Here is a 22,442-nt window from a genome sequence, read left to right as displayed (position 1 = left end):
CCGCCGCCTGCCGAGGCCGAGGTCGCCCGTGAAACGCAGGTCGGGATCCTCGGGCATGCGCGGGTTGAGCGCGCAGAAGTGCCACTGCCCGACGATCGCACGGTGCTCGTCCTTGGTGAGGGCGCCGGGGTTCATGACGGCACCTTCACCGGCAACCGCTCACGGCTTCGCCCGGCCACGTAGCCGCATCCGTAGGCCCCGATCGTGCGGTCGACGAGCAGGCGGACGTGCTCGGTCACATGCTGCGGCGGCACCCAGTGCCGCCTCTCGTCCTCGTGCTCCTCCTCCGTCGCGGCGTCCCAGGAGCAATGGACGTTCGTCTCGCCGTAGCTCGCCTCTCCGGTCCAGGTGCCGAGTTCGTCGCGAACGAGGCTGGTGATGCAGGTCTCGTCGATCGACATCATGCCGAGGCCTCCTCGAGGTAGACGTATCCACCGCTGCGCCCCGGCCGGGACCCGATGCGGTGACCTTCGATCTTGAGATCGCGGACGGTCGCCCAGACGACCTCGGTCGCCGCGAGAGGCCCTCCGTCGGAACGGTCGGCGTAGACGTGGTCGGCGATCTCGGCGGCGCGGATGGGCCGGCCGGCGGTGCGGATCGCGTGCAGGACGCGGTCGCGAACGATCCGGGGGCGGTTCATGCCGCGTCTCCTCAACGCGTCATCAGGACCAGGCGCTCGCCCTTTAAATAGGTGAGCCGACTGCGCAGAAAGAACCCGCGTACCTCGTCCAGCGGTCGGGCAAGACCCTCCTGCTTTCGGAGACTGGCTTCTTGGATCTCGGTCTCGATGCGGGGCGATCTTCTCCTCGGCTTCGGCAAGAGACAGGGGCGGCTGATGGACGTAGGCCTCCTCTCCGTTCACGTCGTCTTCCAGCTCGCCTGGGAAGCGGGCCTGGAACGCCGCGTTGAGCATGACGACCGCCTTCCCGCAGTCGACTTCGACGGCCCTCTTCGGGTCGCTGAACTCGTCGAGGCAGACGCTCGCCTCGACGCGGATCTCGATCGCTGGCTGGCCGGGGCCTTCTGCGCAGTAAAGCGCCAGCCAGTCAATCGAGGCGTCGGCGTAGGCCGTGTCGTCGGTGACGCGGATGTTGCGGACCGTGTTCCGGTCCAGGGCTTCCAACTTCAACATGTGTGCACCTCTTTCGGTGCTGCGCGGGCCCTTTTCCGCATACTTGGGGCGGTCGGTGATCCGGTTCGAGGCGCCAACTCGGCCGGTTTCGTCCGGGCCACGCCGCCGGACTCGGAATTCGTCTTCGGCTAGTGCCGGTATCCTGCGAACGGCACGGCCGGTGCGGGGTAAACGGGTTCGAGGCCGCGCTCGGTGGCGGCGTCGAAAAGGTCGGCGACGTCGAGGTCGCCCCGTGCCGTCGCGGCGGCGATCGCGTCCGTCAGGTCGTCGTCCGAGACCTCGTCGCCCCATTCGATGCGGTGCTGCACAAGGCCGGTGATGAACCCGGCGGCCGCGACCTGGACCGCGTGGATCTCGGCGTCCTCGGCCGTCATACCGGCGACGGGACGGACGATTTCGAGGTGGTCGTAGCGGTCGCACATGATGCCGACGACGACGGAGCCGCGCTGCCAGTAGATCTGGTAGACAGTGCCGGGGCAGTTGTCGGGGACGTGCGCGGGGAGCGTGGGGGTCATGCGGCCCTCCTGCGGACATCGAGGACGCAGAGCCGCCTCGCGACGGCGTCGACCGGGAGGCTCAGGTGCGCCGCGATGGCCTCGACGGAGACGCCCTGCTCGGCGAGCGATAGGACGGCGGCGTCGCGGCGGGCGGACCAGAGGAGGACGCTCATGCGGCGGCTCCCATCACATAGCCCCGCCCGACGGACGCGACCGGTACGCCGCGACGGCGCAGGTTGTGGACGAGGACGCGGACCGTCTTCGTCCCGGCGTCGCTGGCCTCTCCGTAAACCGCCGCCGCGATGTCGCGGGCCCTCAACGGGACCTCCGCCGAACGCAGAACGTCGACGACACGGCCGATCCTGGGTTCCGCGCCCTCGCAGACGCTGCGCAGCGGTCTCACCGGCAGGCGGATGTGGAGCTTCTTGCGGCGCCCGTCGACGGCCACCGCTGTCCTCCCGAGCGCCGCCGCGACGTCGGCGACCGGCATACCTGAGGCGATCAGGCGGCCGAGCCGGATCTGCTGTGCGCCGGTCCAAGGTTTGCCGTGCGAGGTCATGCGGCGCACCTCTCGAGGAGGTAGCCGCCGCGACGACCCTTGACGGACCCGATCCGCGTGCCGGACCGGGGAAGGTCCATCACGGCCTGGCTCACGTTCTCTGTGGCGTACAATGGGCCGCCATCCGGCCGACCCCGGTAGATGATCTCCGCGACCTCGGTGGCCGTCAGCGGACGTGGCGCCTGCTCCAGGGCGGCGAAGACGCGGACCTTGAGACCGACCGGCCGTCCGGCGTCGTCGAACTGCGGGACGCGGATGTCCGGCAGGCGGTCGAGGCGCATGAAGTATGAGAGGCGGCGGTTGAGGATGTAGCCGTTCGCATAGTGGCCGACCTGCTTGCCCCGCACCCCCATGTTCCCCTTGCTGATCGCCGCCCGGATCGAGGCGATCGGGTTGCCGGGGCGATCGGAGCCGTAGACGGCCTGGACGAGATCGTCCGGCGTGACCGGCGTCGTTGCGGTGCGGAGGCAGACGAGAACGCGTTCGTAGACCGTCATGCGACACCCCCGACCGGCAACCGGGACGCTTCCCACGCGGTCCGGACCGCGTCCGCTTCGTCGCCATCGATCTTGAGGTACGCGATGGCATCCTCGACGCCGGCCTCGGTCAGCTCCTCGCGTCCTCCCTCCAGACGCGAAAGCCAGTATGCCGGCACGCTCAAGGCGGCCGCCATGGCGACTTGGGTCAGGCCGCGCTCGTCGCGGAGCCTCCGGAACGCGAGGCCGAGGGGCGAATATCTGGACACATGAGGACACTCCGAGGGCGGGAGGATGCCTGAGCATAATACGTCCCAGAGTTAGTTACAATATCTTGCCAAGATGTTGTCGAGGCATTCCGAATTGCCGACGCATCGGCTACCTTCTCCGTGCGGCGCGGTGCCGTCGGAGGGCGCAGGGATGCGTGGATTTTTGAAGAAGCTGGCGGCGGCTCTGGCCCTACTGCGAGCGTCGGTGTCGCATGTCGTCCTGACGGCCGTGCGCGGCGTCGACGGCGTGCTCACATGGTGCTGGGAGACCGTCACGAGGTCGGCCGTGGACGCGCCGGTCGACTACGAGCCCGACCTCGGCCCGGAGCCGATGCTGCCCGAGCCGGCCACCTCGGCTGACCTGGACGAGCGGATGCTGCTCCAGACCGGCGAGCAGGTCGTCGCGATCGCGCAGGCTCTCGTGAAGGGTCAAGGCGTTCCGGCCGGCGTCGACAGGACGCTCGCGCTATACGTCGCCAATCTGTCGAGGGACGACCAGTGGAATCTGGCCGGCGCCGATCCGATGGCGGTCGGCCGCCACGTCGCGGGTCTGGACGAGATCAGGTCGCCGGAAGGGTTCGCGCTTCGACGGCCGGAGCCGGAAGCGGACGAGGCCCGGGACGTCGCCAGGCGGAAGCGGCTGGCGGCAGAGGCGGAGCGGGAGCGGACGGCGAAAGCGGAGTATGCGGCCGCGCAGCGTCGTGAGCGCGTCGAGAGGGTGGAATGGGAAGCAGGCCTCCTGAGCCCGTCGCCTTCCCTCAGCCTTTGAGGCCGCGCAGCATGGCCCGCATGCGGCGGTCGACCTCGGCCTGGTCGGCCTGCCGCTGCCGGGCGGCGAGCTGAGCCTCGAGGGCGCGGATGCGGCGGTGCAGGGCTTCGCGGTCGCGGGCCTCGATCACCGCTTCGACGTAGGCCGCCCGGCGAGCCTTGTAGTTCGCGACGCCGGCGTGGAACGCCCCCAAGCCGCCCAGCATCGATCCTTCGACATTCATCCGGTGCATCTCGATCTCCTTCGCGTCCCGTGCCTCATAGATATCGATCACAGGTATGAAAGAACCGTTAATGGCTGACAACATCGACACCGCCGCCCCCGATGCGGATCCTGTGGACGAGAAGGCAACCCGGAAGGCGAAGCGCCTGGAAGACGCCAAGGCCCGGTCGGCGGCGTCGAGGCTCGCACGCAAGCGGTCCCTGCCGGCCGACCTGGAGACCGTCCACGCCACGGTGGTGCTCTGCCTGCTCGACCTCGTGACCCTTCCTCCTTCGCGTCGCGCCGGCCGTGCTGAGGTGATCGGAGACGTCACCCGCCAGGTGCTCAGGACGCTCACGGCGATGGGCCACCCGGACGTGCACGGAAGCTGGCTGGCTATGGTCGAGGCGACGAAGTCCCGCCTGGAGACCGAGAGGTGGCATCACCCCCTGAGCCACAGACCCTTCGCGAGACCCCCTGCCGACACCCCCGTTACTCCTACTGCATGCAGCTCGCTTCACTCCGATCGAATCGTCGAATCGACAGGCGAAACGGATCGCGTTCGCACGGGCTGACCGTCGACCCTTCGATTCGTGACTTGCCGGAAGAGGTGCGAACTTCCGGCGTACGCACCCCAACACTATGGAGCCCCGCCATGCCCCTCTGCAGCCCCCTCCCGGACGAGAGCCGCGTCGTCGATCTCGAATACGGCCGCATCGTCAACGTGCCCGACGACGAGATCGCCGACGACATCCGGGCCTGGGATCGCGACGTGGAGGAGATCTGCCGCGAGGCCGAGCTTGAGGACATGGCCACCGCGTATCGTGGCGTCGAGATCGACGACGATCCGAGCGACGACGCCGGAGAAGACGAGGACGATGCCGAGGAGTACCTCCATTGAGCGCGTTATGGCTTCCCTGCCGGCCGGAAGACATCGTCATCGGCGACGCCATCTCCCTCGGCGGCCGCGACCCCTCAGGCGACCCGTTGACGCTCAGCGGCCGCGTGAGAGCCAAAGGCGAGACCGGCACCCTGATCGCGGAATGGACGATCAGGTCAGGGGCCGGCGGCCCCGCCCTTCGCGCTATGGTCGAACACCATCGTGAGGCGCGACCGCCTCCTGGCCGGCGGCCTGCGTCGGCATCCCGCGCACGCACCCGCCGTGAGGACGGACGAAGCCGGCGCGGCGTTCCTGCGGTCCCTCGTCGCCGGTGCCGACGCGTCCAGGTTGGCGGCATGCGTGAAGCCGGGACCGGACGGCCAGCCCGTCGGCATCGAGGCGGCGGAACGGATCCTGTCGGGGCGCGAGATGGCTCACGAGTGGATGCTGCGGCAGCTCGACGGGAAGATGTCGGCGGCGGCCCAGAGGGCGTACGTCCCGGTCGTGCAGGCGAGCCGGACGGCGGTGCAGGAGGCGGCGGTGGAGGTGAAGCGGTCGGCCGGGCCGAGGGTGCCGGAGAACCATCCCGTCTACTCCGACCCCGAGGTCGTGGCGCTGCTGGAGGCGCTGCCGGGGGCGTACGTTTCGGCGGTACGGGAACGGCGTCAGGTGGTCATGGAGGCGGTCGAGGCGGCAGGCGGGTAGGAGCGCGGCCGGGAGCGGTGAAGGGGGTTGGAGGGGCGTCTGGCGAGGGTCAGGCGCCCCTTTCGCGTGTCGGGGTGGTGAAAATATTTCGAGGGCCACAGAGGGCCGTAGGACGGGTTGAATGGGTGGGACGGGTACGGAGACGGGTTGGAGGTAGGTCGGGGCTGTGAGGTGCCTCCAGAGACGCGTAGCGGATTTCGGCGGGTGGCGGGTATGGGTCGCGGCGGGTAGTAGAGACGGAAGGAGAGTAAGTAACGGGAAGAAGAGTCGAAGAAGGGTGGGTTGACGGGTGTTGACGGGCGGGGCTTATAATCGCTTCGCGCCTAGGTGCTAACCTCAACCCATACCGGCAGGTATGGGATACGTATAAGAATAACCTACTACCTGCTGGTAGTAGGTACTTTTGATAGATAGTATCCTCTTCCTTCGGAAGAGGACGCGCACGCGAAGCCGTCGTTCCGCCGCCCCAGGAGCCATCCCGTTGCCCCGCTTCTCGCCCCGCCCGACCCCCTTCTACCTTCCCGCCGCGACCTCTTCGCCGTCGCCTGTCGCCGCCCGCGACGTCTGGACCGATCGCGGCACCGACGCGCTCGTCGTCGGTGACGTCGTCCTCGTCACAGAACAGTGCGAGGTGGCGTTCCGCCACGAGGGCCGCGTCGCCATGCGCGGCACCCGCAAAGCCCCGGAGAAGGTCGACGACCACGGGCGGGCGGTGAAGCGGCGTTGCCTCCGCAGGACCCTCGCGATGGTGATCCAGGGCAAGAGCGTCAAGATCGGCAAGTCGGAGTTCACGCACCGCACCCTGACCCTCTGCGTCATGTGGAGCCACGCCGAAGTCGCCGAGGAGGCGTATCCGGTCGGCCGCAAGGTCCGGCTCGGCCAAGCCAAGGTCGGGAAGGATCGGCTGAAGCGCGTCGAGCGCCTGGTCGGCAGCGGGCCGTCCGAGAGGTCCGACGAGGCCGGCCGCGCCATGCTCCTGCAGCGTCTCCTGGCGGCATGCGGTCCCGATCCGGTCGAGAGGCTGCGCCTCGCCGTCAACCCCCTCTCCGTCCTCGCAGGGACGCCGCAGACCTTCTCGCGTGTCGCCGCGGGGATGATCCTGGACGGGTCGTTCCCGGTCCGGTCGTGGATGATCTCGCAGATGGAAGGCCGCATGGCCATCCCGGAGGCGATGGACAAGGACGAGGACCGCGATCGCGAGTGGGCCGAGATGGAGGCGGCGTCCCGGGACGAAGACGACGACTACGGCCAGGAAGACGAGGAATTCGACGACTGAGCCGCTTTATCCATCTTGGAAGGGACGCCTCCCCCTTGCCGCAAACCCGCTCTCCGCCTATCCTTCTTCCCGTAGGCCGCTGCGTTTCGCACGGTTTGCGGCGCTAGCGGGTCGGGTGGAGCAGTCCCCCGACCCCTCTTTTTTTTGAGCCGCACCCGATGACCAATTTCTTCGACCATCAACTCGCCGACCTCGCTCGCACCCTGGCCCGCATGCAGACCCAGCCGGGCTACCTCGCCCTCTGTGCCGTCGGCCATCATGGTGCCGGCCGTACGTCCGCGCCGTACGAGACCACCGTCCTCCTCACCCCTACCTTGGACATGGACGCGGCTTTGCATCGGGCATGGGAGACGGACGTCAGGGAGGTCGTAGCCTCCTACGTCGCCCGCCATGCCCTCGAGCGCGGCGTCGTCGGCGTTCGCGTGATGGTCGCGCTTGCGGCGGCCGAGGAGCCCGGCTACTGGCTCCAGGTGCATGCGTCCGACGTCGGCGTCAGGCAGGTCGGCCGGCCGATGGTCGAAGCGCGTAGGCCGTTCAGCGTGGTGCAGGGAGGCCGGTCGTGAAGGTCGGGGTCGACCTCTCCGGCCTCGACGCGCTGCGTAAGGACTTGCGGCGTCTGTCCACTTGCGACCTAAAGCGAGCCGTCTACGGGACGCTGCACGCCAACGAGCGCCTCGCCCGCCGCTTCCGTTCCGACATCGAAGGTAGCCCGGCGAGGTTCACTCGGATCCACCCTGGCGAGAAGCGGTCGGCCGTGGTCAACAACCGGGCCCGCCGCGAGGTTGGTTCGGTGACCTCGTCGATCGCCGTCCAGAAGAGGCAGTCGCGCTACCTGCGCTTCGCCGTGGGTGAGGACGACGTGCGCACACCCGGCGAGGCCGGCTTCTCGACCAAGACCAACCTCATGCCCACATTAGCCATCCGCAACTACCGGATCTAGGTGCTGTTGACATAGTGGGTTCACGGATTGGCTGAGGGCTGATTCAAGGCTGCCTTTTGGAGGCAGGGTTGGCGCGAGGCGATCTGACGAACGAGGAATGGTCGGTGATCGGGGTGCTTCTGCCGAGCGAGCGAGGTCGCAAGGCCCGCCCGGCGCACGACAATCGGCGGTTTCTCGACGGCATGCTGTTTGTTCTGCGGGCCGGCTGCCCGTGGCGCGACATGCACGAGCGCTACGGCAAGTGGAACTCGTTCTACATCCGCTTTCGGCGCTGGGCCGAACAAGGCGTTTGGGACGCGCTGTTGGAAACGCTCGTCGAGCTTGGGCTGACCGACGACTGGCAGCACATGATCGACTCCACCACCGTTCGCGGCCACTCTCAGGCGGCGGGCGCTAAAGGGGGACCTGTTCGCAGGGCTTTGGTCGAAGCCGCGGCGGCTTTACGTCGAAGATCCACGCCCGCGCTGACGGTCAGGGACGCCCTCTTGGCTTCGTGCTGACCGGCGGCGAGGTGTCCGACTACAAAGCTGTTCCCGCCCTTCTCGCCATGCCAATCGGCAAGCCGCGCCTCATGCTGGCTGACAAGGGCTATGACGGGGATGAGGTGCGCCAGTCGTTGCTCATGAGGGGCGTCATGCCCGTCATCCCGCCCAAGGCCAACCGCCGGACGCCCGCGGCTTGCGACTTCAAGCAATACCGAGACCGCAACCGCATCGAGCGTATGTTCAACCGCCTGAAGCAGGCGCGCCGCATCGCCACGCGCTACGACAAAACCGCCAGTTCCTTCCTCGCCTTCCTCTCCCTTGCCGCCTCACGCATGTGGCTCAGGGACTATGTCAACAGGCCCTAGGTCGTCCTGCCCATCTTGACTGTCGCGCTCGACGTCGAGCAGCCCCCGGCTGCGACGGTCCCCGTCAAAGTCAGGGGCACACGGTAGTGCCTCCTGCGGACTGATCCTTGCCCGCCCGTGGATCCACCGCGTATGGTGACGCTATGGCTTTCGTATTGCGTAATTTCGACAAGACGCTTCAGGAACTCGATCTCGACGACTTGATCTACAAGCACGTCGGACGGCGGAGCGAGTCGCCCACCGATGTCTGGTTACTCTCGACACTCGACGCGATCGAAGAGAACATGAGGCACTCGCGAACCTTCGAGAAGTCGAAGATCTTCAACCCATCGCTCTGCGCGTTCGCGATCTTGGAGCAACTCGGCACCACATACGCCGACGCGTCGGTGATAGCCGGCACCAAGACGAACGGCATCCGTGCGGCGCTTCACAACTTTTGCGGAATCCCGGACCAGTCGCCGGAGTCCCATCATCTCTACCGCTTCCGAAACGCCATCATGCACGACGCGTCCATGACCAACGTCTGGACGGAACGAGGTGCCGTGAAAGGATACTACTTCTTCCGCTACTCCGACGATCTACCGGTCGTCATGCGACCGTCTTCGAGAGAGTGGAACGGCACCTTCGCCGACATATCCGACGACACGACTTCGCTCATCAACCAGACGAAACTCGTCGATCTCGTCTCGGACGCGATCAGTGCGGTAAGCGCGATCTTCTTCGATCGCAGGGGTGACCTCAAGGTTCTGGTCGACAAGGATACGATCCTGACGAAGTTCTTGGTCTGGAAGCCGCGTCAGCCGAAAAGGTGACCTATCCGGACACGACGGGCCGGACAGGTCAGGAATGGCGTATGTCTTGATGCCGTTCAGTCGACCTTCACCGACTTGAGGGTCTTCGTCGCCAAGGCGCCGAAGAAGCCTGTCACTTGCCATTCGGCCAGGCCGCCCATCTCGTTGAGCACCGTCCACCGCTCCATGTTCGTGCGGCCCTTGGTGTCTTCGATCCGGGCGATCAGCGCCCGCATTCGTTCGACGAGGGTGTTGGTCTCGACGAGGTAGATGTCGTCCGACGGACTGGCTTCGGACTTGCAGACACCTGGAGGGCCGACGAGCAGGAGGCCGTCGCAGCGGGTGCCGGTTTCGTTGTCCTTCAGCCATTGCAGGTGGTTGTGCGCCTGCCCTACCTCGGACTTGTTGTACTGTGCCGGTTCGTTCTTCTCCGTCTTGAGTTCGAAGGCGACCAGGGTCTGCTGCGCCGTGGAGACGGGTTTGTCGGCGTCGGCCGTGTTGTCGACGCTGCCGACGCCCAGCGCGGTGCGGGCCGCCGCTGCCGTGCTGGCGCCGGTCCCACCGTTCGCGATGGCGAGGTCCGCGCCGCTCCAGTCCGCGTCGTTCACGCTGCCCTTTGTCGCCAGGGCGCCGAGGCCAAGCGACTGGCGCGCGCCCAGGGCGGTGTTCGACGCAGTGCCGCCCTTGGCGATGGAGAGCGGCGAGCCGCTCCACTTCGCGTCCGACACCTCGGCCGCCGGCAGCGCGCCGGCGTTCTGCGTGGAGCCGTCCGAATAGTGGACGAGCAGATCGCCGCCGGACGACACCTCGAAGCGGCTGATGACGCGGCCTGCGACGAGGCTAGCGAGCCATTGAGCCTCGGTGCCGACGAAGCCGTTCGCGACGGCCACCTGATAGGCCGAGAAGCCGCGTGGGCCGAGCAGGTCGACGCCGGGCGCGAAGGTGCCGTTCGGGCGCTCGAAGGATAGAAGCGAGCCGTCCCAGGCGTGGCGCGGCGGCGGCCCGATCGGCCCTTGGATGCCCGCCACAAGGATTTCCACGGTCTCGATGTCACCGTTCATCGTTGATCCCTCGTTCCACGACGATGGAGCCCATCAGGATCGTGGTTTCGTCCCATTGCCCGGTGCGCTCGTCCAAGATCCGCCGCTCGATCTCGAAAGGCACCACGCCGACCGCGAGCTCGCGCGTCTGAGGCGCGGTCAGGAGCAGTTCCACCTCACCCACCAGCGGCGTCATGGTCAGGGCGGTGTCGCGCCCGGTCTCGTATTGGATGCGGTTGCAGCCCGTGCCGGTCGAGAAGGCGATCACGGAGCCGGTCAGGTTCAGCACGTCGCCGGTTAGCCCTCGGAAGCGGAAGCGACGCCGGAAGGTGTTGCCCTGGCGCAGGGCCATGTCGTGCGTCGCGGTCATTGCAGGATGCCCGTGCGATAGCCGGCGACCTGCTCGATGATCATCCGATACGGGCGACCGGTCAGGAGCGAGACGCCCAGGTCGGCAAAGTTCGTCGACTTGGCGCCGCCGCCCTGTTCCCACCATGTCGTGCCGGCGATGGTGATCGAGCCCGACGTGATCGCGATGTTGATCTGCAGCGTGCCGCCGATGTCCGGCAGGTTTGCGAAGTCGAAGGTGACGGCGCCGGCCACGGTGATGGACTGCACATTGCCATCGGCATAGTCGAAGGTAACGGTGCCGCCCGTGGCGGTACCCTTGGCCGCCCCCGGCTTGCCGCCGAGCGAGATGGCTCCGGTGGTCTTGTCGCCAGCCTTTGCCAGCGCGCCGATGTCGGAGAGCGCCGAAGCCGCCTTCACGAACCGCTCGTCGCTCTGGGCCTTGGTATAGGCCGCGCCCTGCCCGCCTTCGACCGTGGCCTTCAGATCGGCCAGCGCGGTCTTCACCGCCGTCAGGCCGCCGGCCAGATTGTCCAGCTCGTCGTCGACCTTCTCGGCCTCGATCGTGCTCTCGGGTGGGCCGAGATCGCGGTCGCGGGTAAAGTTCTGCGTTCGGAGGAAGGTGTTCTCTTGGAAGGGCATGCTGCCTCCATGAAAAAGCCCGCCGAAGCGGGCTCAAGCAACAGGTAAGGAAGTGTCTTCAGGGTCCGTTCGAACACGGAGGGGCGGCGATGGCAGAGGTCAGCGAACTCGACAAAGCGTGCATCGACGTGCTGCGCGACTATAGCCTGGTGGAGAGGCGACTTGCCTGGCTGTTAGCCGCTCTGCTTGAGATCAAGTCGGATGATGGCGCACGTATCTTGGAGATCGTCCGGGGTAACGACACTCGCTACAAGCTGATAGGCGAATTCGTTCGCACAAAAGCGCCAGATTTCGCACCATTTTGGCGCCAGATGAGACGTGCGCTCAAGGTGGTGGATGAGGGCCGAAATAAGGTTGCGCACTGGCATGCAATTGCAGACCACGGCGAGATAGCTGGCGGTAGTGCCACCTCTACGCCAGCATTGAAACTCGTCCCACCTACGGATGTTTTCGTCGATAACGATATTGCACTTAGCGTTGAAGATATTAGCGAACTCAGCCGAGCTTGCCGTCATGCGACACGAGTTTTGATGTTCTTTTTTTTGACAGTCAGATGGGAGGTTCAAAACCCAGACGCCGAGAAGTATCTACTGCGAGATATATTTCTCGAACCATTTCCAGATCAGTTCCTGGGAGATATGTTCCAACGTATTGCTGAAGCACACGCTCGCCTTCCAGAAGCGCCGCATCAGTCAGCGGAGGCTGGGGGCTGAGGCGTCCTTTGGTTTCGTCGTCGAGGTTCATCGCTAAGCTCCTATCGATCGGCTAGAGCGCGCTGAAGCGCGGAGGGCTGCTCACCCTGCGCCATCCAAGGTGGAAGCGTCACCGGCCCGGGTTTGGGTCGTTCTTCCTTTGAGTCGACGGCGGCGCCTACCGTGGCCGCCTTCACGTACCGCCGGGCGAGAGCGCCGAACATGAAGTCGGCTTGCTTCCGGTCGGTCGGCACCTTCGACATCAAGAAGCGAGCGCGCTCCGGGTTAAGGAGAGCGTCACGCACGAGCTCGTCGACGCTATTGATGCCATTGAGGCGCATCGCGTTGAAGAGCGCCGCAAGACCGCCCCCAGCCAGCGCACCGGGCGCACCACCGACTGCCGCGCCGGCTGTGCCGCCGGCAACCGTCGTCCAGTTCTCCAGTCCAGCGTTCATGACGTTCTGCAGGATCGAGCGCTGGTCCTGCGCCGTGTTCGACTGGTTCGGGATCTTCACCGACGCGTTCGACCGGTTCGAGCGCTGCAAGTCCGCTGCAACGGCCTCCAGCACCTTCACCTCGGGCTCGGTGAAGACCGCTCGCAGCGCGTTCCGGTTCGTCTTGACGAAGGTCTGCAGCTGGTCGGCGCGGAGCAGTTCCCGCCCACTGGTGGCGGCCTCGGTATTCGAGACGAAGCGCATCATGACGTGGTCGGCGACGGCCTTGCGAAGGCCCTGCGCTGCGTCCTTGTCACCTCCGACCCGCCGCCGAAGGGTCGCCAACTGCTCGGCCGTGTCCTGGCGAGAGAATAGCCCGCCGACGATGTTTCGGACGCTTTCGGGGTCCTCGGCGCCGATCAGCTTGCCGAAGGCACCCCGCTGCGCATCGTCGAGCGCCGCCTTCCGGGCCGTTGCGGCCTGTTCGACGGCGCGCGCCGCATCGCCCGCGTTCCCAATCTTGATGTCGAGTTCGGGAAAGGCGCGGAGCGCGTCGGCATGGTTGCGGCGCCAGTTCTCCAACTTGCCCGCATCGATCGCACCCGTATCTCGGTCGATCGCAGCCTTGCGAAGGCTATCGACCGCATAGGCCTCGATCGCCGCCATCCCGTCAGGCCCGGACGCCTGACGGAATTGCTGCACCCGCTCGAAACCACTGGCGCCGGGCTGAAACACCCGGCCCGCCACCCGTGCGCTCTCCACATTATAAGGTGCATGATCGGCCGGGCGGGCCAAGAGCGGGCCAAGCTGGCGATTGTCGAACGTGGCCGCTCGCTGCCGTGTAGCTTCAGTCGCCGTGTCGAGGCGGGCCTTCGCGTCGGCGTCGAACGGAGTGAAACCTTGTTCGCCGGCTGGGGAAGCGCTATTATCAGCACTGCTTGCGGCCCGCGCGAAGTGCTTCTCCTGTCCGGTCTCTGTGGGAAGGCGCACAAGTGGAAGGTCGTTACCGGAGTGGCTATCAGGGGTGTGCTCCCTGACCGCAAGCATCTCACCGATCTGCGACTCTTTTCGGCGCCCCGATGACACGATGCGCCAGTATTCATCGCCGTCCACCTTGGCGAGTTCAACGACAGCAACGCCTTGTGCTTCGTCCGACGATGGCTTCACGAGCATGATGCGGCCGTCGCGGCCCTTGTGCATCTGGCTCCAGTTGCGTGCGACGTCCGTCACCATGTCCCAAGGATCGGAGTAACCAAGCACCTCCGCGTCGGCATAATGAACCGAGTTGGCAATGTGACGCGTCAGATCGCCTCGCCGAACACGAATAGGGAGCTCACCATCCCCACCGACACGCGGCGCAGTTCCGAGGTCGGGTTGTCCAGGTGCGACAGGCACGAATGTCTGGTTGTCGCGACGGCTTCGGACAAAGAATGCGTCTTTCGCATCCTTCGCGCGGATATCAGCAAGCGTCAGCCCGCCGGCTTGGCCGTTTCCTCGTCCAGCATCTTGCGGTAGTCGCGGATCGCCCGAAGCATTTCCAAGTCCGCTCCGCGCTTCGCCTTCTGCTCGATATGGGCCAGAAAAGCCTTGTGGTCCGCCGGGGCTATACGCTCCAGCGCCCTGCGAACTTCCTCCCCCGACCGTTTGCTGCTTTCGTTCGGCAAGCCAAGCGTCCGTTTCGCGTTTCAGTACCGAGGCGAGCGTGTCTTCCTCGCGCATCTGGCCCGCCGCGACGGCTTGCTCTTCGACGAGCACCTTCCGCGAAACGGCGTTCTCCAGATCGCTTTCGATAGCACCGCGAAGCTGCACCAGTCGAGCCCAGGCCGGCGACTTGCCGCTGCGGCCGCGCTCGTCGGCGATGGCCTGGCTGACACGCGAACGGTAGGCGCTCAGTTCCTTGAACGACACGACGTCGCCCACCCCGCCGATGGCGGAATAGATGGAAGCCTCGCCCGCGCTGGGAGGCTTCGCCAGCTTCGGCAAATCGGCCATGATCTCCTGCGCCGTGCGCTTGGCGTCCTGCGGCGGAAGACCGAGCGTGCCGTCAGGATCGACGGCGCCCCATAGCCGGTTCTCCTGCTCCATGGCGGCGTCGCGGCGGCGCTGGAGACTCGTTCGCATGGCGTCGCCTGCATCTTCCGGGCGCTGTCCCGAGCCGAGAGAGCGACGCGCGCCCTCCTCCCATGTCCGCGCGTCGTCGATGGTCTTCGCCGTGTCGGCATCGATCGCCTTTAGCTGGTCGCGAAGCACACGGGACACTTCGTCCGCCGCACCGTCCGGCTGGATGGCGTCTAGTGCGGTGCGGCGCGCGCTGTTCTGTTCGGCGCGGCGCTGCATGAAGTCGGCGGGCGAGCGGGTCTGCGCCTCACGCTCCAGTGCGCCGAGGCCCATGTCGCCGGTCTGCTGGAACGTGGTCGGCTTCGATCCGGGAACCAACGGCGCGGGCGCAGCATCGATCTTCTGCATCGCGGCGCGCGGATCGGTTGCGCCATCGACCAAGCGCTCACCAGCCAGACGTTCGCGCCCTGCTTGGCGCATCGGTGCGGTGAAGTTGCCAGTCGCCTCCGCAACCGCGCGCGTGAGGGCGGGAATGCCTGTCGCGACCGCGCCAAGCCCACCGCCCACGATGCCGCCGGCCAGCGCTGCCGCTGGGTCGAGGCTGTCGGGCGTGAACTCCTGCGCGGTGGCCGAACCGGCACCAGCGGCACCACCTGCAACGGCATCGGCCGTCACTGCTCCGACGCTGCCCGAGCGCCCCGCCATGGCCTGCATGAGAGGCGAGACAGCGACGCCACCGCGCGAGAGCGCACCGACGACGCCGGCCGGAACGACGGAGCCGGCCACGCCTTGGCCGACGCCGCGCGCGATCCGGTCGTTCGAGGTCTCGGCCTTCGTGTTCGCCGGGTCCAGTTCGGGCCGGATGGCGCCCATGGCGTTCGCGATCGAGCGCGAGCCGCCGAAACTGTCCTCGGGGATCTGCGGAATGTCTGTGCCGGCAACGGCGTTCACGCCGCGCGTGGCGAGGTTCATGCCGCCGCGCATGAGATCCACCGGCGCGCCCAGCACGCCATAGATCGCCTCGTTGGCGCCCGCCGTCGCGTTCATGGGGGCGCCACCGAATGTTGGCGACTGATCAGCTTCAAGCTCGAACCCGGGCGGCAGCGGCGGCGTCGCGCCGGTCGCCGCGGTTGCGCCGGTCGTCTTTGTCTCGTCGTCAAGTTCGAAGCCGGGAGGAAGCGGAGGAAGGCCACTCATTGCGCGGGCACCCACTGTCCGTTGCGCAGTTCGAGCACCTGCCCGGTCTGCTTGTTGCGGGCACGGCGCATCGGTGCCGCGTCGCTCTTGCCTGCGTCAGAGCCCGGCACGAGGCCGCCGACAGGAACTCCGCCAGCCATGGGCTGCTGCGGCTGCTGGCCGGTGAGTGTCGAGCGCATGGCGTCGTCGAGAAGCGGCGTCTGATCGATCGCGGAGAGCTGACGATCGGCTTCCCCCGGGTCGATCTCACCGCGCAGAGCCTTGTTCGCGATGTCGGCGCGCTGGAGGTTCAGGTTCGCCTTCTTCTCGAACAGGCCCATGATGAGCCCGTTGGCGTTCGGGTCGTTCCGCAGCTGCGGGAATGAACCCATCAGCACGTCCATATCGCGATCGGACATGGCGCCCGAGCCGGGAATGCGCAGCGTCGGCGCGATCTGGTTGACCGTCGCCTGAAAGGCATCGCCGGCCGTCGAGAAGCCGGGAAAGCGCTCGGCGAGCCTCCCGGCCAGCGGCCCGGTCGGAGCCTGGGAAAGCAGCTCGCGCATGACTGGGATCGTCTGAACCGAGTTTGCCGCGGCAGTCTGCCCCTCGGCAATGGTGCCGAAGCGCGTGACCATCTTGTCGGCCGCCTTTTTTGCGAACTCGCTTTCGTCGCGGCCGGTCGAGACGTTGATCGTCTGGCCCTTGCCGTTGCCGATGGCGTCGATCTTGCCATCGGAACCGACCTGATAGGCGCCGGGCGGCAATCCGCGCTGCTGCGCCTCTTCCGCCGTCAGAGTGCGGAAACCCTCGCTCTTTCGGTTGGCCGTCTGTTCGGCCAACTGTGCTGCGGGCATGATTACGCGTTCAGCCATTGTGACTGTTCCTTTCGTTCCAAAGATGAGGGGTGGTGCCGCGGCTATTGGGGCGGCGGTGCCTCGGTGTCAGGCGCAGCCATGGTCACGCTGGCGCGCCGGATAGTGTCGCCGTCGATCGTCCGAACCATAGCGTCGAACCAGGCCTTTTCCTTCGCGCTCTCGACACAGGCCCAGGCCTCCCAATACGGGCCGTCCGGCGCGCTTGGGAACGCGTTCTTGTAGGCTTGCAAGCTATCGAGCCCGGCCGCTTCCGCCTCGAACACGACCTTGAAGATTTCGGCTTTGATCTCGTCCACGGTGGCCATCAGTTGGCCTCCGATGGCGGGAAGGGCAGAACGTTGCCGCCGTCAGGCAGCAGGGGCCGCAGAATATCGACGATGCTTGGCATCCAGACGAGCTGGTAGGCCACGCCTTCGCTGTGGGTGCGGCTCGTGAGGATGAAATGCCCACCTGCCTCGCGCCCCTTGTCTGTGGGCTGCCAGTCGTCGCGCTCGTCTTTGGTCTGGAAGCCGTGCGCCTGGAGAAGTTTGTTGGCCGCTTGGGCGGAGAAGCCGCCCAGGCGCTCACCGATCTGAGTTGGAATGAGCGGCTTAGCATCCTCGGGGGCAGGAAGGCGCGTGAGGCCCATCGCCTTCATCGTGTCGTGGCCGGTCAGCTTCAGAACATGGCCTGAGGCCGCGTGAAACGCATGGACGCCTTCGAGGCCGGCCATCTTGGCAAGGCGAAGGGCTTGGTTCGTTGCCAAGCGGATCTCCTTTGCGTCGGCAACTGCGGGTGCCTGCATATTCGGGGCGCCACCATGGCCTTCCATCCGTTCTCGCACGAGCGGCAGGTCACGCTGGGCGTCTCCGTCAAGACGCTCTGGCGGATGCGAACCGCAGGAGACTTCCCTGCCCCTCTGACGATCGGTCGAAGGTCGAAGCGCTGGCGGCAGGAAACCGTCGAAGCATACATTCAGAAGCAGGAAGGGGGGCGCTAAGCGCCCTTTTTCATGACCGGACGATTCGCATTAGAAGCGCGGCCCAGGCATCCAGTGCCTTGCGCTTCTCAGGCAAGTAGGCGTTCCGGTCGTAGATCGCCGTCACCGCCGCGCCGTCGCCACTGTCAGAAACATGGTTGAGGACCTTCGACACGATGAAGCGAGGGGTCCCGATCCGCTCGCTCGTCAGGTTCGTTGCGCCGGTGCGACGCAGGTCATGCGGCCTTATGTCGGTGACCTTCGATTCGCCGAGCACCCGCCGGAAGGCATGAGATAGCGACGCTGGTAGGATAGGGCCTTCGTCCTTGCGCGGGGACGGGAACACGAAGTCGCTTTCCTCCGACAGCCCGATCGCCTCCGATATGAGCCGGACGGCCAGATCGGAGAGTGGCACGACATGGGTCCGATGATTTTTCGTCCGATCGCCTGGGATCGTCCAGAGTTTCGCCTTCAGATCCAGTTCCGCCTTCCGCATGCCTGTCACCTCGGCACGTCGCTGCAGCGTGGTCGCGGCGATCTGGACGGCAAGGGCCAGGGGCCGGGAGACGTAGACTTTTTCCGAATCAGCGACGTACTCGACGCCATCCCAGACTGATTTCAGCTCCGCGTCGGTGAGAACCCTCTCGCGGGTTGCGATTCGCTGGACGGACACGAACTGGACAGGGTTCGCGGAAATGAGCTCCTGCCAGACCGCGTAGGTGAAGATGCCCTGCAGAACAACGCGGCACTCTCGGGCGACGCCAGGAGTTCGTTCGTCTGCAACGCCATCGATGAAAGTCTGCAGGCGGCCCCTTGTGAGCGCCTTCACCGACTCGTCGCCGAGTTCGGGCACAATGTGCTTGTCGAAGTAGCGGCGTGTCGTGGTGATCGTGATCTCGCGCTTTGGCCTGCCGTTCGGTCGGTGACGTCCGTGCACGGCCTCCGCGAAGTAGCGCTTTCCAATCTCCTCGACCGTCTCAAGCCGGGATGCGGTGGCCTGGCTCTTGGCGTTCTTTCGGAGGGTGGAGGGGTCCTGCCCGCTGTTCAACTTCTGTCGTTCGGCAATGGCAGCGGCCCGCGCCTCGTTGAGTGACACGTCATCCAGCCGGCCCAGACTGATTCTCTTCCGGTTGCCAGCCAAGTCATGATATCTGAATGTCCACGACTTCACGCCGGCCGCCGTCACCCGGAGCGAGAGCCCCCTCTCCTTCATGTCGCTCCACTCGACGAGATCGCCGGTCACGCATTTGGAGCCTCGGACAAAGGTGTCGGTCAGGTTCACTTTCGGCATCGGTGGTCCCGCTGTGGTCCCGGGACCATGGTCCCACCGTGGTCCCAAAACGGCGACACTTCACGCCATTTAGGGTCCGATCGTGACCGAACCCTAGCGGCTCAACCGCCTGCCTCACAAGGGTTTTGACCGATTCTGTCCACAGGCGACCGAAGGCAGCAAAGACATTCGTAATGATGGGGTCAGGTGTTCGAGTCACCTAAGCGGCACCATCTCTTCATGAGATACAAATTTCAAAATTTTAATTTGCTTCGAGCTTAGCCCCAGAACGGCGGTTGGGAAACGCAGGTCAGACGTTGAAATCCTACCGTCTGTTATCGCGTGACGGTCGGAAGATGCCCTTGCTCGTCGTCCGCGAAGGCATTCCCCAAGCCCAAGAATAATCGCGTTTGTTCAGATCGTCCGCCTCGCATTTCGGCAAAGCCCTCGATCGCAAGTTGAGGCTTATCGTTCGATCAGGAAGCGATCGCTGCCGAGACCGACTTTGGCGCTCCGACCAGCTCGCGGTAAAGGCGATCGTGTTCGGACCAGAGATGGTCGACGCCGAAGCGCTCGAGATTGGAGCCGGAGCGACGCTTCATCTCGGCGAGATAGGCGGGGTCGCCAAGAAGGCGGTCGAAGGCCGCCGCAAAGGCGGCGACGTCGCGCGGTGGGACGAGAAGGCCGGCCTGGCCCTCGTCCAAGACTTCGGGAATGCCGCCGACATCGGAGGCGACGATGGCGCAGCCCGCCTGACGCGCCTCGATATTGACGAGGCCCATAGGTTCGGCATGCGAGGCCAGGGCGAAAATGGCGGCGCCTCGCAGGACGCGGCCGGGATCTTCCAGCGAACCGTGGAAGACGATCCGGTTCCCGAAGCCGGTCTGCGCCGCGCGCGCCTCCAGTGCGACGCGATCCGGACCGTCGCCGACGATGTGCAGCTCGCTGTCATACCGGGCCGCGATGGAGGCGAAAGCATCGATCAAGGTCGCGACGCCCTTGCGCTCGTGCAGCCCGCAGACCGTGCAGAGGATGGGAACCGGGCGGGTCAGCGTCTCGTTCGTGCCGAACATGCGCATGCGCGCGCCGCCGAGCGTGGCGTTGACGATGATCGAAAGCTGCCGCTCGGAGAACCCGGCGTCGCGCAGGGTGGCATGCTCGGCCCGGCTGATTGCAACGACCCGATCGCCCAGGCGCATGATGCGCGAATGGGAATCGAAGGAATTGTGCACGGTGGTCACGAGCCGGGCTCGGCTCGCGCGCGTCGCGACATAGCCCAGCACCGCGCCGGACATCATGTGCGCGTGGACGACGTCGATGCGATGGCGACGAATGAGGCCGCGAAGGCGCGCCAGAGAACTCAGCAGGTCCTGCGGCCTGCGCGTGCGCTGGACCAGCGGCACATGTATGACGCCCGAAGCGGCAAGGGTCGGCTCCAACTCGCCGCCCTCCCCACCATAGAAGACGTGATCCCCCTTCTCGGCCTGCACGCAGGCAAGGTCAACGGCGAGATGAACGTTGCCATGGCCCATGCGGCAGTGATTGGCGAGATGGAGGATGCGCATCAGCCCTGCTTTCGCGCGTAGATGCGGACATAGTCCACGAGGAGTTTCGAAGGATCGGGCGTCTTCTCGACGGAGAAGCCGCTGCCGAGCGCGAGATTGACCAGAGGGAACAGAGGCTGCTCGAATTCGGGCGGCGTGTCGAAGGACCAATAGGCGACGCCGTCGAGATAGAAGGTCGTCTTGTCCTTCTCGATCATGACGCCGAACCGATGGAAGTCCTTCGTCAGGTCGATATCCGTCTGCTGCATGTGGCCGATGTGCTTCTCCGGCGATTTTCCGTCCATCTGCCAGAGATGGTAGTAGCTTTGGAATTTCGTCGGCTCGTGGCCGTAGAATTCCATCACGTCCACTTCCACCGCGTATTTCGAGCGCTCGGTCCCCATTAGCCAGAAGGCCGGCCAGACGCCCTCGCCGGCCGGCAGCTTGGCCCGCACTTCGAAGTAGCCGTAGGTCTGCGCGAAGCCGTTGCCCTTCAGGTCGTGACCCGACAGGAGGCCGGCTTCCCACTTGCCGTTTTCGTTGCGCGCGGCGGTGATGGTCAGCATTCCGTCTTCTACCGTGAAGGGAAAGCCGGGGCGTGGATCGACGAATTGCGCGTCACCGAAATCGCCATGCCAGGGTGTGTGGGCGATCCAGCGCGTGTGCGGCCCCCAGGCAGAGACATCCAGCGTGTCGAACTCGTCTGCGAATGTGACCTCGTAGCCGCTGAGGTCGAGCTTCTGCTCTTCGGCATCGGCGGCAAAGCGCGGACCGAAAACGGCGAGAGCGCCGAGGGTGAGAAGGGCGAACGACGTCGTCAGACGAAGGGAGCGGAAAATGGGCATCGTGTCTCCTTGGCTACCGGCGGACTGGATAACCGGCCCTCTGGTGATCGGGTCCGAACCGCCCTAACCGAGCATGAGGATATTTTTGGGGTGGAGGCGGCCTCGAAGGAGATCGCGCAATGCCAGAAGATTGCCCTTCACCCGACCGCGACGGTCGACCCAAGGTTCCGGCTTCCCCACCTTGGCGAGATTGGCTGCGATATTGCGCAGGGCCTGCTTGGCGGCAAGGTCCGGGCGCATCGTGCGCTTGCGCATGAGGTACCAGGGATTGGCGATCTGCGAATAGCCCAGGCGAAGCCCGGAGCTGCGCCCGCGCTTGACGCCCATGTGAACGCCGCGCAGCCGCGTCGATTGAACCAGCCGACCATCGGTGGCCAGCCGACGGCTGAAATCGACATCCTCCAACCAGGCGTAAAGCGGAAGCTCGATGTCGAAGCGCAATGTACGGCGGTTCACCGTGTCGAGCCGCACGGCCATGTTGCAGCCATAGCCGTTGTAGACGGGCTGCAGGTCTTCCTCAGGGTGTAGCGTATCGGCGGCCAGAGTCTCGATCGCCTCGGCGACCGTCAGCCCAGGTCCCGGCGCCCCGTCGGCGAGAACCGTGCCCGTCGCCAGGGCGATGTCGGGATGAAGCTGGAAGAGCGCGGCCGTTTCCGCGACGTAGTCGGCGCGCGGAAAGAAGTCGTCGTCGAGAAACAGAACCGCGCCCGAAACCTCCCCGGTGAGCTGGTCCAGAATCGCGTTACGCTGGACGCAGGCACCCTGCGGAGATGTCACGACCTCCACGGCGAAGGGCAAGCGCTCGTCCAGCGGAAAGGTGAAGTCAGCCGGCTGCGCGGGGCAGACGAACACGCGCTCGGGCAGCGAGGTCTGACGTCCGAGATAGCGCAGCGTTTCATTCAGAACGGCCGCACGACCGGAGGTAACAATCGCCACGAAGACCGGAAACTTCGATACGCCGTCCAACATCCGCTCCACGCCCGCCCCATACACTTGATTTACGCCACGAGACCCGACAAGAAACCGCCCCATCAACCCATGACAACTGCATACTAACGCTCCCGCTCACATTTCAGCCACAATATGGAGACGCGAGAGCGAGATAAGGCAAGCAACGGGTTCGGATGGATAGGATCTTAACTATCGGATTCCGCAGTGCGGTAACCCACAATTGGATTTTCTTGCTGGACGTGCCGCAAAAGTCAATGCATA

General features: G+C 65.6%; 30 protein-coding genes. 11 read left to right on the top strand and 19 right to left on the bottom strand.

Going from position 1 to position 22,442, the window contains the following annotated elements; genetic code table 11:
- Positions 1-131 precede the first annotated feature (131 nt).
- The 7 genes from AUL32_RS04955 to AUL32_RS04925 all read right to left on the bottom strand — a co-directional run bounded on the left by AUL32_RS04955 (position 132) and on the right by AUL32_RS04925 (position 2,933).
- Positions 132-404 carry a hypothetical protein gene (locus AUL32_RS04955; RefSeq protein ID WP_062112252.1) on the bottom strand — a complete coding sequence of 91 codons (273 nt, stop codon included), beginning with the start codon at positions 402-404 and terminating at the stop codon, positions 132-134.
- On the bottom strand, positions 401-1,132 hold the full coding sequence (locus AUL32_RS25050) for a hypothetical protein (protein ID WP_156421333.1): 732 nt from the start codon (positions 1,130-1,132) through the stop codon (positions 401-403). Before AUL32_RS25050 ends, AUL32_RS04955 begins: the two co-directional genes overlap by 4 nt.
- A gap of 128 nt (positions 1,133-1,260) precedes the next feature.
- The gene (locus AUL32_RS04940) at positions 1,261-1,647 is read right to left on the bottom strand and encodes a hypothetical protein (RefSeq protein WP_062112246.1); all 387 of its coding nucleotides are present in this window, start codon (positions 1,645-1,647) and stop codon (positions 1,261-1,263) included.
- A complete protein-coding gene (locus AUL32_RS25045; protein WP_156421332.1) occupies positions 1,644-1,802 on the bottom strand; it encodes a hypothetical protein in 159 nt (52 codons plus the stop codon). The genes AUL32_RS04940 and AUL32_RS25045 overlap by 4 nt, the downstream gene beginning before the upstream one ends.
- Positions 1,799-2,188, bottom strand: a complete 390-nt coding sequence (locus AUL32_RS04935; protein WP_062112244.1) for a helix-turn-helix domain-containing protein — start codon at positions 2,186-2,188, stop codon at positions 1,799-1,801. Before AUL32_RS04935 ends, AUL32_RS25045 begins: the two co-directional genes overlap by 4 nt.
- A complete protein-coding gene (locus AUL32_RS04930; protein ID WP_062112242.1) occupies positions 2,185-2,685 on the bottom strand; it encodes a hypothetical protein in 501 nt (166 codons plus the stop codon). The genes AUL32_RS04935 and AUL32_RS04930 overlap by 4 nt, the downstream gene beginning before the upstream one ends.
- On the bottom strand, positions 2,682-2,933 hold the full coding sequence (locus AUL32_RS04925) for a helix-turn-helix domain-containing protein (RefSeq protein ID WP_062112240.1): 252 nt from the start codon (positions 2,931-2,933) through the stop codon (positions 2,682-2,684). The genes AUL32_RS04930 and AUL32_RS04925 overlap by 4 nt, the downstream gene beginning before the upstream one ends.
- A gap of 163 nt (positions 2,934-3,096) precedes the next feature.
- Here AUL32_RS04925 and AUL32_RS26230 point away from each other — a divergent pair, with 163 nt between their 5' ends.
- A complete protein-coding gene (locus tag AUL32_RS26230) occupies positions 3,097-3,702 on the top strand; it encodes a hypothetical protein (RefSeq protein ID WP_156421331.1) in 606 nt (201 codons plus the stop codon).
- Here AUL32_RS26230 and AUL32_RS04915 read toward each other — a convergent pair.
- The gene (locus AUL32_RS04915; RefSeq protein WP_062112236.1) at positions 3,692-3,976 is read right to left on the bottom strand and encodes a hypothetical protein; all 285 of its coding nucleotides are present in this window, start codon (positions 3,974-3,976) and stop codon (positions 3,692-3,694) included. The genes AUL32_RS26230 and AUL32_RS04915 overlap by 11 nt on opposite strands.
- Before the next feature lie 19 nt (positions 3,977-3,995).
- Between AUL32_RS04915 and AUL32_RS04910 the strand changes: the two genes are divergently transcribed.
- The 8 genes from AUL32_RS04910 to AUL32_RS04870 all read left to right on the top strand — a co-directional run bounded on the left by AUL32_RS04910 (position 3,996) and on the right by AUL32_RS04870 (position 9,366).
- The gene (locus AUL32_RS04910) at positions 3,996-4,478 is read left to right on the top strand and encodes a hypothetical protein (RefSeq protein WP_062112234.1); all 483 of its coding nucleotides are present in this window, start codon (positions 3,996-3,998) and stop codon (positions 4,476-4,478) included.
- Between the two features lie 80 nt (positions 4,479-4,558).
- On the top strand, positions 4,559-4,804 hold the full coding sequence (locus tag AUL32_RS04905) for a hypothetical protein (RefSeq protein WP_062112232.1): 246 nt from the start codon (positions 4,559-4,561) through the stop codon (positions 4,802-4,804).
- A 261-nt stretch (positions 4,805-5,065) separates the two neighbouring features.
- Positions 5,066-5,488 carry a hypothetical protein gene (locus tag AUL32_RS04900; RefSeq protein WP_156421330.1) on the top strand — a complete coding sequence of 141 codons (423 nt, stop codon included), beginning with the start codon at positions 5,066-5,068 and terminating at the stop codon, positions 5,486-5,488.
- A 481-nt stretch (positions 5,489-5,969) separates the two neighbouring features.
- Positions 5,970-6,764 (top strand): hypothetical protein, encoded by a 795-nt coding sequence (locus AUL32_RS04895; protein WP_062112230.1) that lies wholly within the window; start codon positions 5,970-5,972, stop codon positions 6,762-6,764.
- 158 nt (positions 6,765-6,922) lie between these two features.
- Entirely contained in the window at positions 6,923-7,327 is a 405-nt protein-coding gene (locus AUL32_RS04890) for a hypothetical protein (RefSeq protein WP_062112229.1), read from the top strand.
- Positions 7,324-7,704: a hypothetical protein gene (locus AUL32_RS04885; protein WP_062112228.1), complete on the top strand. Its 381-nt coding sequence runs from the start codon at positions 7,324-7,326 to the stop codon at positions 7,702-7,704. The genes AUL32_RS04890 and AUL32_RS04885 overlap by 4 nt, the downstream gene beginning before the upstream one ends.
- Positions 7,705-7,772: 68 nt before the next feature.
- A protein-coding gene (locus AUL32_RS25040) for an IS5 family transposase (RefSeq protein WP_244497658.1) occupies positions 7,773-8,554 on the top strand; the annotation gives its coding sequence in 2 pieces (ribosomal slippage) (positions 7,773-8,112 and positions 8,112-8,554; 783 coding nt in all).
- 107 nt (positions 8,555-8,661) lie between these two features.
- Positions 8,662-9,366 (top strand): hypothetical protein, encoded by a 705-nt coding sequence (locus AUL32_RS04870; protein WP_156421329.1) that lies wholly within the window; start codon positions 8,662-8,664, stop codon positions 9,364-9,366.
- A 56-nt stretch (positions 9,367-9,422) separates the two neighbouring features.
- On the opposite strand, the gene AUL32_RS04865 is transcribed toward AUL32_RS04870, so the two are convergent.
- The 3 genes from AUL32_RS04865 to AUL32_RS04855 are packed head-to-tail and all read right to left on the bottom strand — an operon-like array spanning position 9,423 to position 11,375.
- A complete protein-coding gene (locus tag AUL32_RS04865) occupies positions 9,423-10,406 on the bottom strand; it encodes a hypothetical protein (RefSeq protein WP_062112225.1) in 984 nt (327 codons plus the stop codon).
- Complete coding sequence (locus AUL32_RS04860; protein ID WP_062112223.1) at positions 10,396-10,755, bottom strand: hypothetical protein; 360 nt, start codon at positions 10,753-10,755, stop codon at positions 10,396-10,398. Before AUL32_RS04860 ends, AUL32_RS04865 begins: the two co-directional genes overlap by 11 nt.
- Positions 10,752-11,375, bottom strand: coding sequence for a hypothetical protein (locus tag AUL32_RS04855; protein WP_062112221.1), 624 nt, complete (start codon positions 11,373-11,375; stop codon positions 10,752-10,754). The genes AUL32_RS04860 and AUL32_RS04855 overlap by 4 nt, the downstream gene beginning before the upstream one ends.
- An 89-nt stretch (positions 11,376-11,464) precedes the next feature.
- Between AUL32_RS04855 and AUL32_RS25035 the strand changes: the two genes are divergently transcribed.
- A complete protein-coding gene (locus tag AUL32_RS25035; protein WP_156421328.1) occupies positions 11,465-12,088 on the top strand; it encodes a hypothetical protein in 624 nt (207 codons plus the stop codon).
- A gap of 41 nt (positions 12,089-12,129) precedes the next feature.
- Here AUL32_RS25035 and AUL32_RS04845 read toward each other — a convergent pair whose 3' ends face one another.
- The 4 genes from AUL32_RS04845 to AUL32_RS04830 are packed head-to-tail and all read right to left on the bottom strand — an operon-like array spanning position 12,130 to position 17,424.
- Positions 12,130-15,756: a hypothetical protein gene (locus AUL32_RS04845; protein WP_062112217.1), complete on the bottom strand. Its 3,627-nt coding sequence runs from the start codon at positions 15,754-15,756 to the stop codon at positions 12,130-12,132.
- Positions 15,753-16,610, bottom strand: coding sequence for a hypothetical protein (locus AUL32_RS04840; protein ID WP_156421327.1), 858 nt, complete (start codon positions 16,608-16,610; stop codon positions 15,753-15,755). Before AUL32_RS04840 ends, AUL32_RS04845 begins: the two co-directional genes overlap by 4 nt.
- A 44-nt stretch (positions 16,611-16,654) precedes the next feature.
- The gene (locus AUL32_RS04835) at positions 16,655-16,918 is read right to left on the bottom strand and encodes a hypothetical protein (protein ID WP_062112212.1); all 264 of its coding nucleotides are present in this window, start codon (positions 16,916-16,918) and stop codon (positions 16,655-16,657) included.
- Positions 16,918-17,424 (bottom strand): hypothetical protein, encoded by a 507-nt coding sequence (locus tag AUL32_RS04830; RefSeq protein ID WP_062112210.1) that lies wholly within the window; start codon positions 17,422-17,424, stop codon positions 16,918-16,920. Before AUL32_RS04830 ends, AUL32_RS04835 begins: the two co-directional genes overlap by 1 nt.
- Between AUL32_RS04830 and AUL32_RS26395 the strand changes: the two genes are divergently transcribed.
- Positions 17,413-17,592, top strand: coding sequence for a helix-turn-helix transcriptional regulator (locus AUL32_RS26395; RefSeq protein WP_062112208.1), 180 nt, complete (start codon positions 17,413-17,415; stop codon positions 17,590-17,592). The genes AUL32_RS04830 and AUL32_RS26395 overlap by 12 nt on opposite strands.
- 10 nt (positions 17,593-17,602) lie before the next feature.
- On the opposite strand, the gene AUL32_RS04820 is transcribed toward AUL32_RS26395, so the two are convergent.
- The 4 genes from AUL32_RS04820 to AUL32_RS04805 form a co-directional block, all read right to left on the bottom strand.
- A complete protein-coding gene (locus AUL32_RS04820) occupies positions 17,603-18,862 on the bottom strand; it encodes a tyrosine-type recombinase/integrase (protein WP_062112207.1) in 1,260 nt (419 codons plus the stop codon).
- 455 nt (positions 18,863-19,317) lie between these two features.
- Positions 19,318-20,406: a glycosyltransferase family 4 protein gene (locus AUL32_RS04815; protein WP_062112205.1), complete on the bottom strand. Its 1,089-nt coding sequence runs from the start codon at positions 20,404-20,406 to the stop codon at positions 19,318-19,320.
- Positions 20,406-21,230 (bottom strand): glycoside hydrolase family 16 protein, encoded by an 825-nt coding sequence (locus tag AUL32_RS04810; RefSeq protein ID WP_062112203.1) that lies wholly within the window; start codon positions 21,228-21,230, stop codon positions 20,406-20,408. The genes AUL32_RS04815 and AUL32_RS04810 overlap by 1 nt, the downstream gene beginning before the upstream one ends.
- Positions 21,231-21,293: 63 nt before the next feature.
- Positions 21,294-22,199 carry a glycosyltransferase family 2 protein gene (locus AUL32_RS04805; RefSeq protein ID WP_062112201.1) on the bottom strand — a complete coding sequence of 302 codons (906 nt, stop codon included), beginning with the start codon at positions 22,197-22,199 and terminating at the stop codon, positions 21,294-21,296.
- Positions 22,200-22,442 lie beyond the last annotated feature (243 nt).

Origin of the sequence: Aureimonas sp. AU40 (assembly GCF_001463785.1) — a bacterium.
GTDB lineage: Bacteria > Pseudomonadota > Alphaproteobacteria > Rhizobiales > Rhizobiaceae > Aureimonas.
Note: the sequence above shows the minus strand (reverse complement) of the source record. Positions and strands in the feature narration are given on the sequence as shown.

What these genes read in the sequence shown, in the direction of transcription:
- AUL32_RS04865 (WP_062112225.1), bottom strand. Translation starts at nt 10,406, where the DNA reads ATGAACGGTGACATCGAGACCGTGGAAATCCTTGTGGCGGGCATCCAA.
- AUL32_RS04935 (WP_062112244.1), bottom strand. Translation starts at nt 2,188, where the DNA reads ATGACCTCGCACGGCAAACCTTGGACCGGCGCACAGCAGATCCGGCTC.
- AUL32_RS04860 (WP_062112223.1), bottom strand. Translation starts at nt 10,755, where the DNA reads ATGACCGCGACGCACGACATGGCCCTGCGCCAGGGCAACACCTTCCGG.
- AUL32_RS04840 (WP_156421327.1), bottom strand. Translation starts at nt 16,610, where the DNA reads ATGGCTGAACGCGTAATCATGCCCGCAGCACAGTTGGCCGAACAGACG.
- AUL32_RS04805 (WP_062112201.1), bottom strand. Translation starts at nt 22,199, where the DNA reads ATGTTGGACGGCGTATCGAAGTTTCCGGTCTTCGTGGCGATTGTTACC.
- AUL32_RS26395 (WP_062112208.1), top strand. Translation starts at nt 17,413, where the DNA reads ATGGCCTTCCATCCGTTCTCGCACGAGCGGCAGGTCACGCTGGGCGTC.
- AUL32_RS25050 (WP_156421333.1), bottom strand. Translation starts at nt 1,132, where the DNA reads ATGTTGAAGTTGGAAGCCCTGGACCGGAACACGGTCCGCAACATCCGC.
- AUL32_RS04890 (WP_062112229.1), top strand. Translation starts at nt 6,923, where the DNA reads ATGACCAATTTCTTCGACCATCAACTCGCCGACCTCGCTCGCACCCTG.
- AUL32_RS04930 (WP_062112242.1), bottom strand. Translation starts at nt 2,685, where the DNA reads ATGACGGTCTACGAACGCGTTCTCGTCTGCCTCCGCACCGCAACGACG.
- AUL32_RS04855 (WP_062112221.1), bottom strand. Translation starts at nt 11,375, where the DNA reads ATGCCCTTCCAAGAGAACACCTTCCTCCGAACGCAGAACTTTACCCGC.
- AUL32_RS25045 (WP_156421332.1), bottom strand. Translation starts at nt 1,802, where the DNA reads ATGAGCGTCCTCCTCTGGTCCGCCCGCCGCGACGCCGCCGTCCTATCG.
- AUL32_RS04940 (WP_062112246.1), bottom strand. Translation starts at nt 1,647, where the DNA reads ATGACCCCCACGCTCCCCGCGCACGTCCCCGACAACTGCCCCGGCACT.
- AUL32_RS25035 (WP_156421328.1), top strand. Translation starts at nt 11,465, where the DNA reads ATGGCAGAGGTCAGCGAACTCGACAAAGCGTGCATCGACGTGCTGCGC.
- AUL32_RS04815 (WP_062112205.1), bottom strand. Translation starts at nt 20,406, where the DNA reads ATGCGCATCCTCCATCTCGCCAATCACTGCCGCATGGGCCATGGCAAC.
- AUL32_RS04845 (WP_062112217.1), bottom strand. Translation starts at nt 15,756, where the DNA reads ATGAGTGGCCTTCCTCCGCTTCCTCCCGGCTTCGAACTTGACGACGAG.
- AUL32_RS04905 (WP_062112232.1), top strand. Translation starts at nt 4,559, where the DNA reads ATGCCCCTCTGCAGCCCCCTCCCGGACGAGAGCCGCGTCGTCGATCTC.
- AUL32_RS04835 (WP_062112212.1), bottom strand. Translation starts at nt 16,918, where the DNA reads ATGGCCACCGTGGACGAGATCAAAGCCGAAATCTTCAAGGTCGTGTTC.
- AUL32_RS04820 (WP_062112207.1), bottom strand. Translation starts at nt 18,862, where the DNA reads ATGCCGAAAGTGAACCTGACCGACACCTTTGTCCGAGGCTCCAAATGC.
- AUL32_RS04955 (WP_062112252.1), bottom strand. Translation starts at nt 404, where the DNA reads ATGATGTCGATCGACGAGACCTGCATCACCAGCCTCGTTCGCGACGAA.
- AUL32_RS04830 (WP_062112210.1), bottom strand. Translation starts at nt 17,424, where the DNA reads ATGGAAGGCCATGGTGGCGCCCCGAATATGCAGGCACCCGCAGTTGCC.
- AUL32_RS04810 (WP_062112203.1), bottom strand. Translation starts at nt 21,230, where the DNA reads ATGCCCATTTTCCGCTCCCTTCGTCTGACGACGTCGTTCGCCCTTCTC.
- AUL32_RS04910 (WP_062112234.1), top strand. Translation starts at nt 3,996, where the DNA reads ATGGCTGACAACATCGACACCGCCGCCCCCGATGCGGATCCTGTGGAC.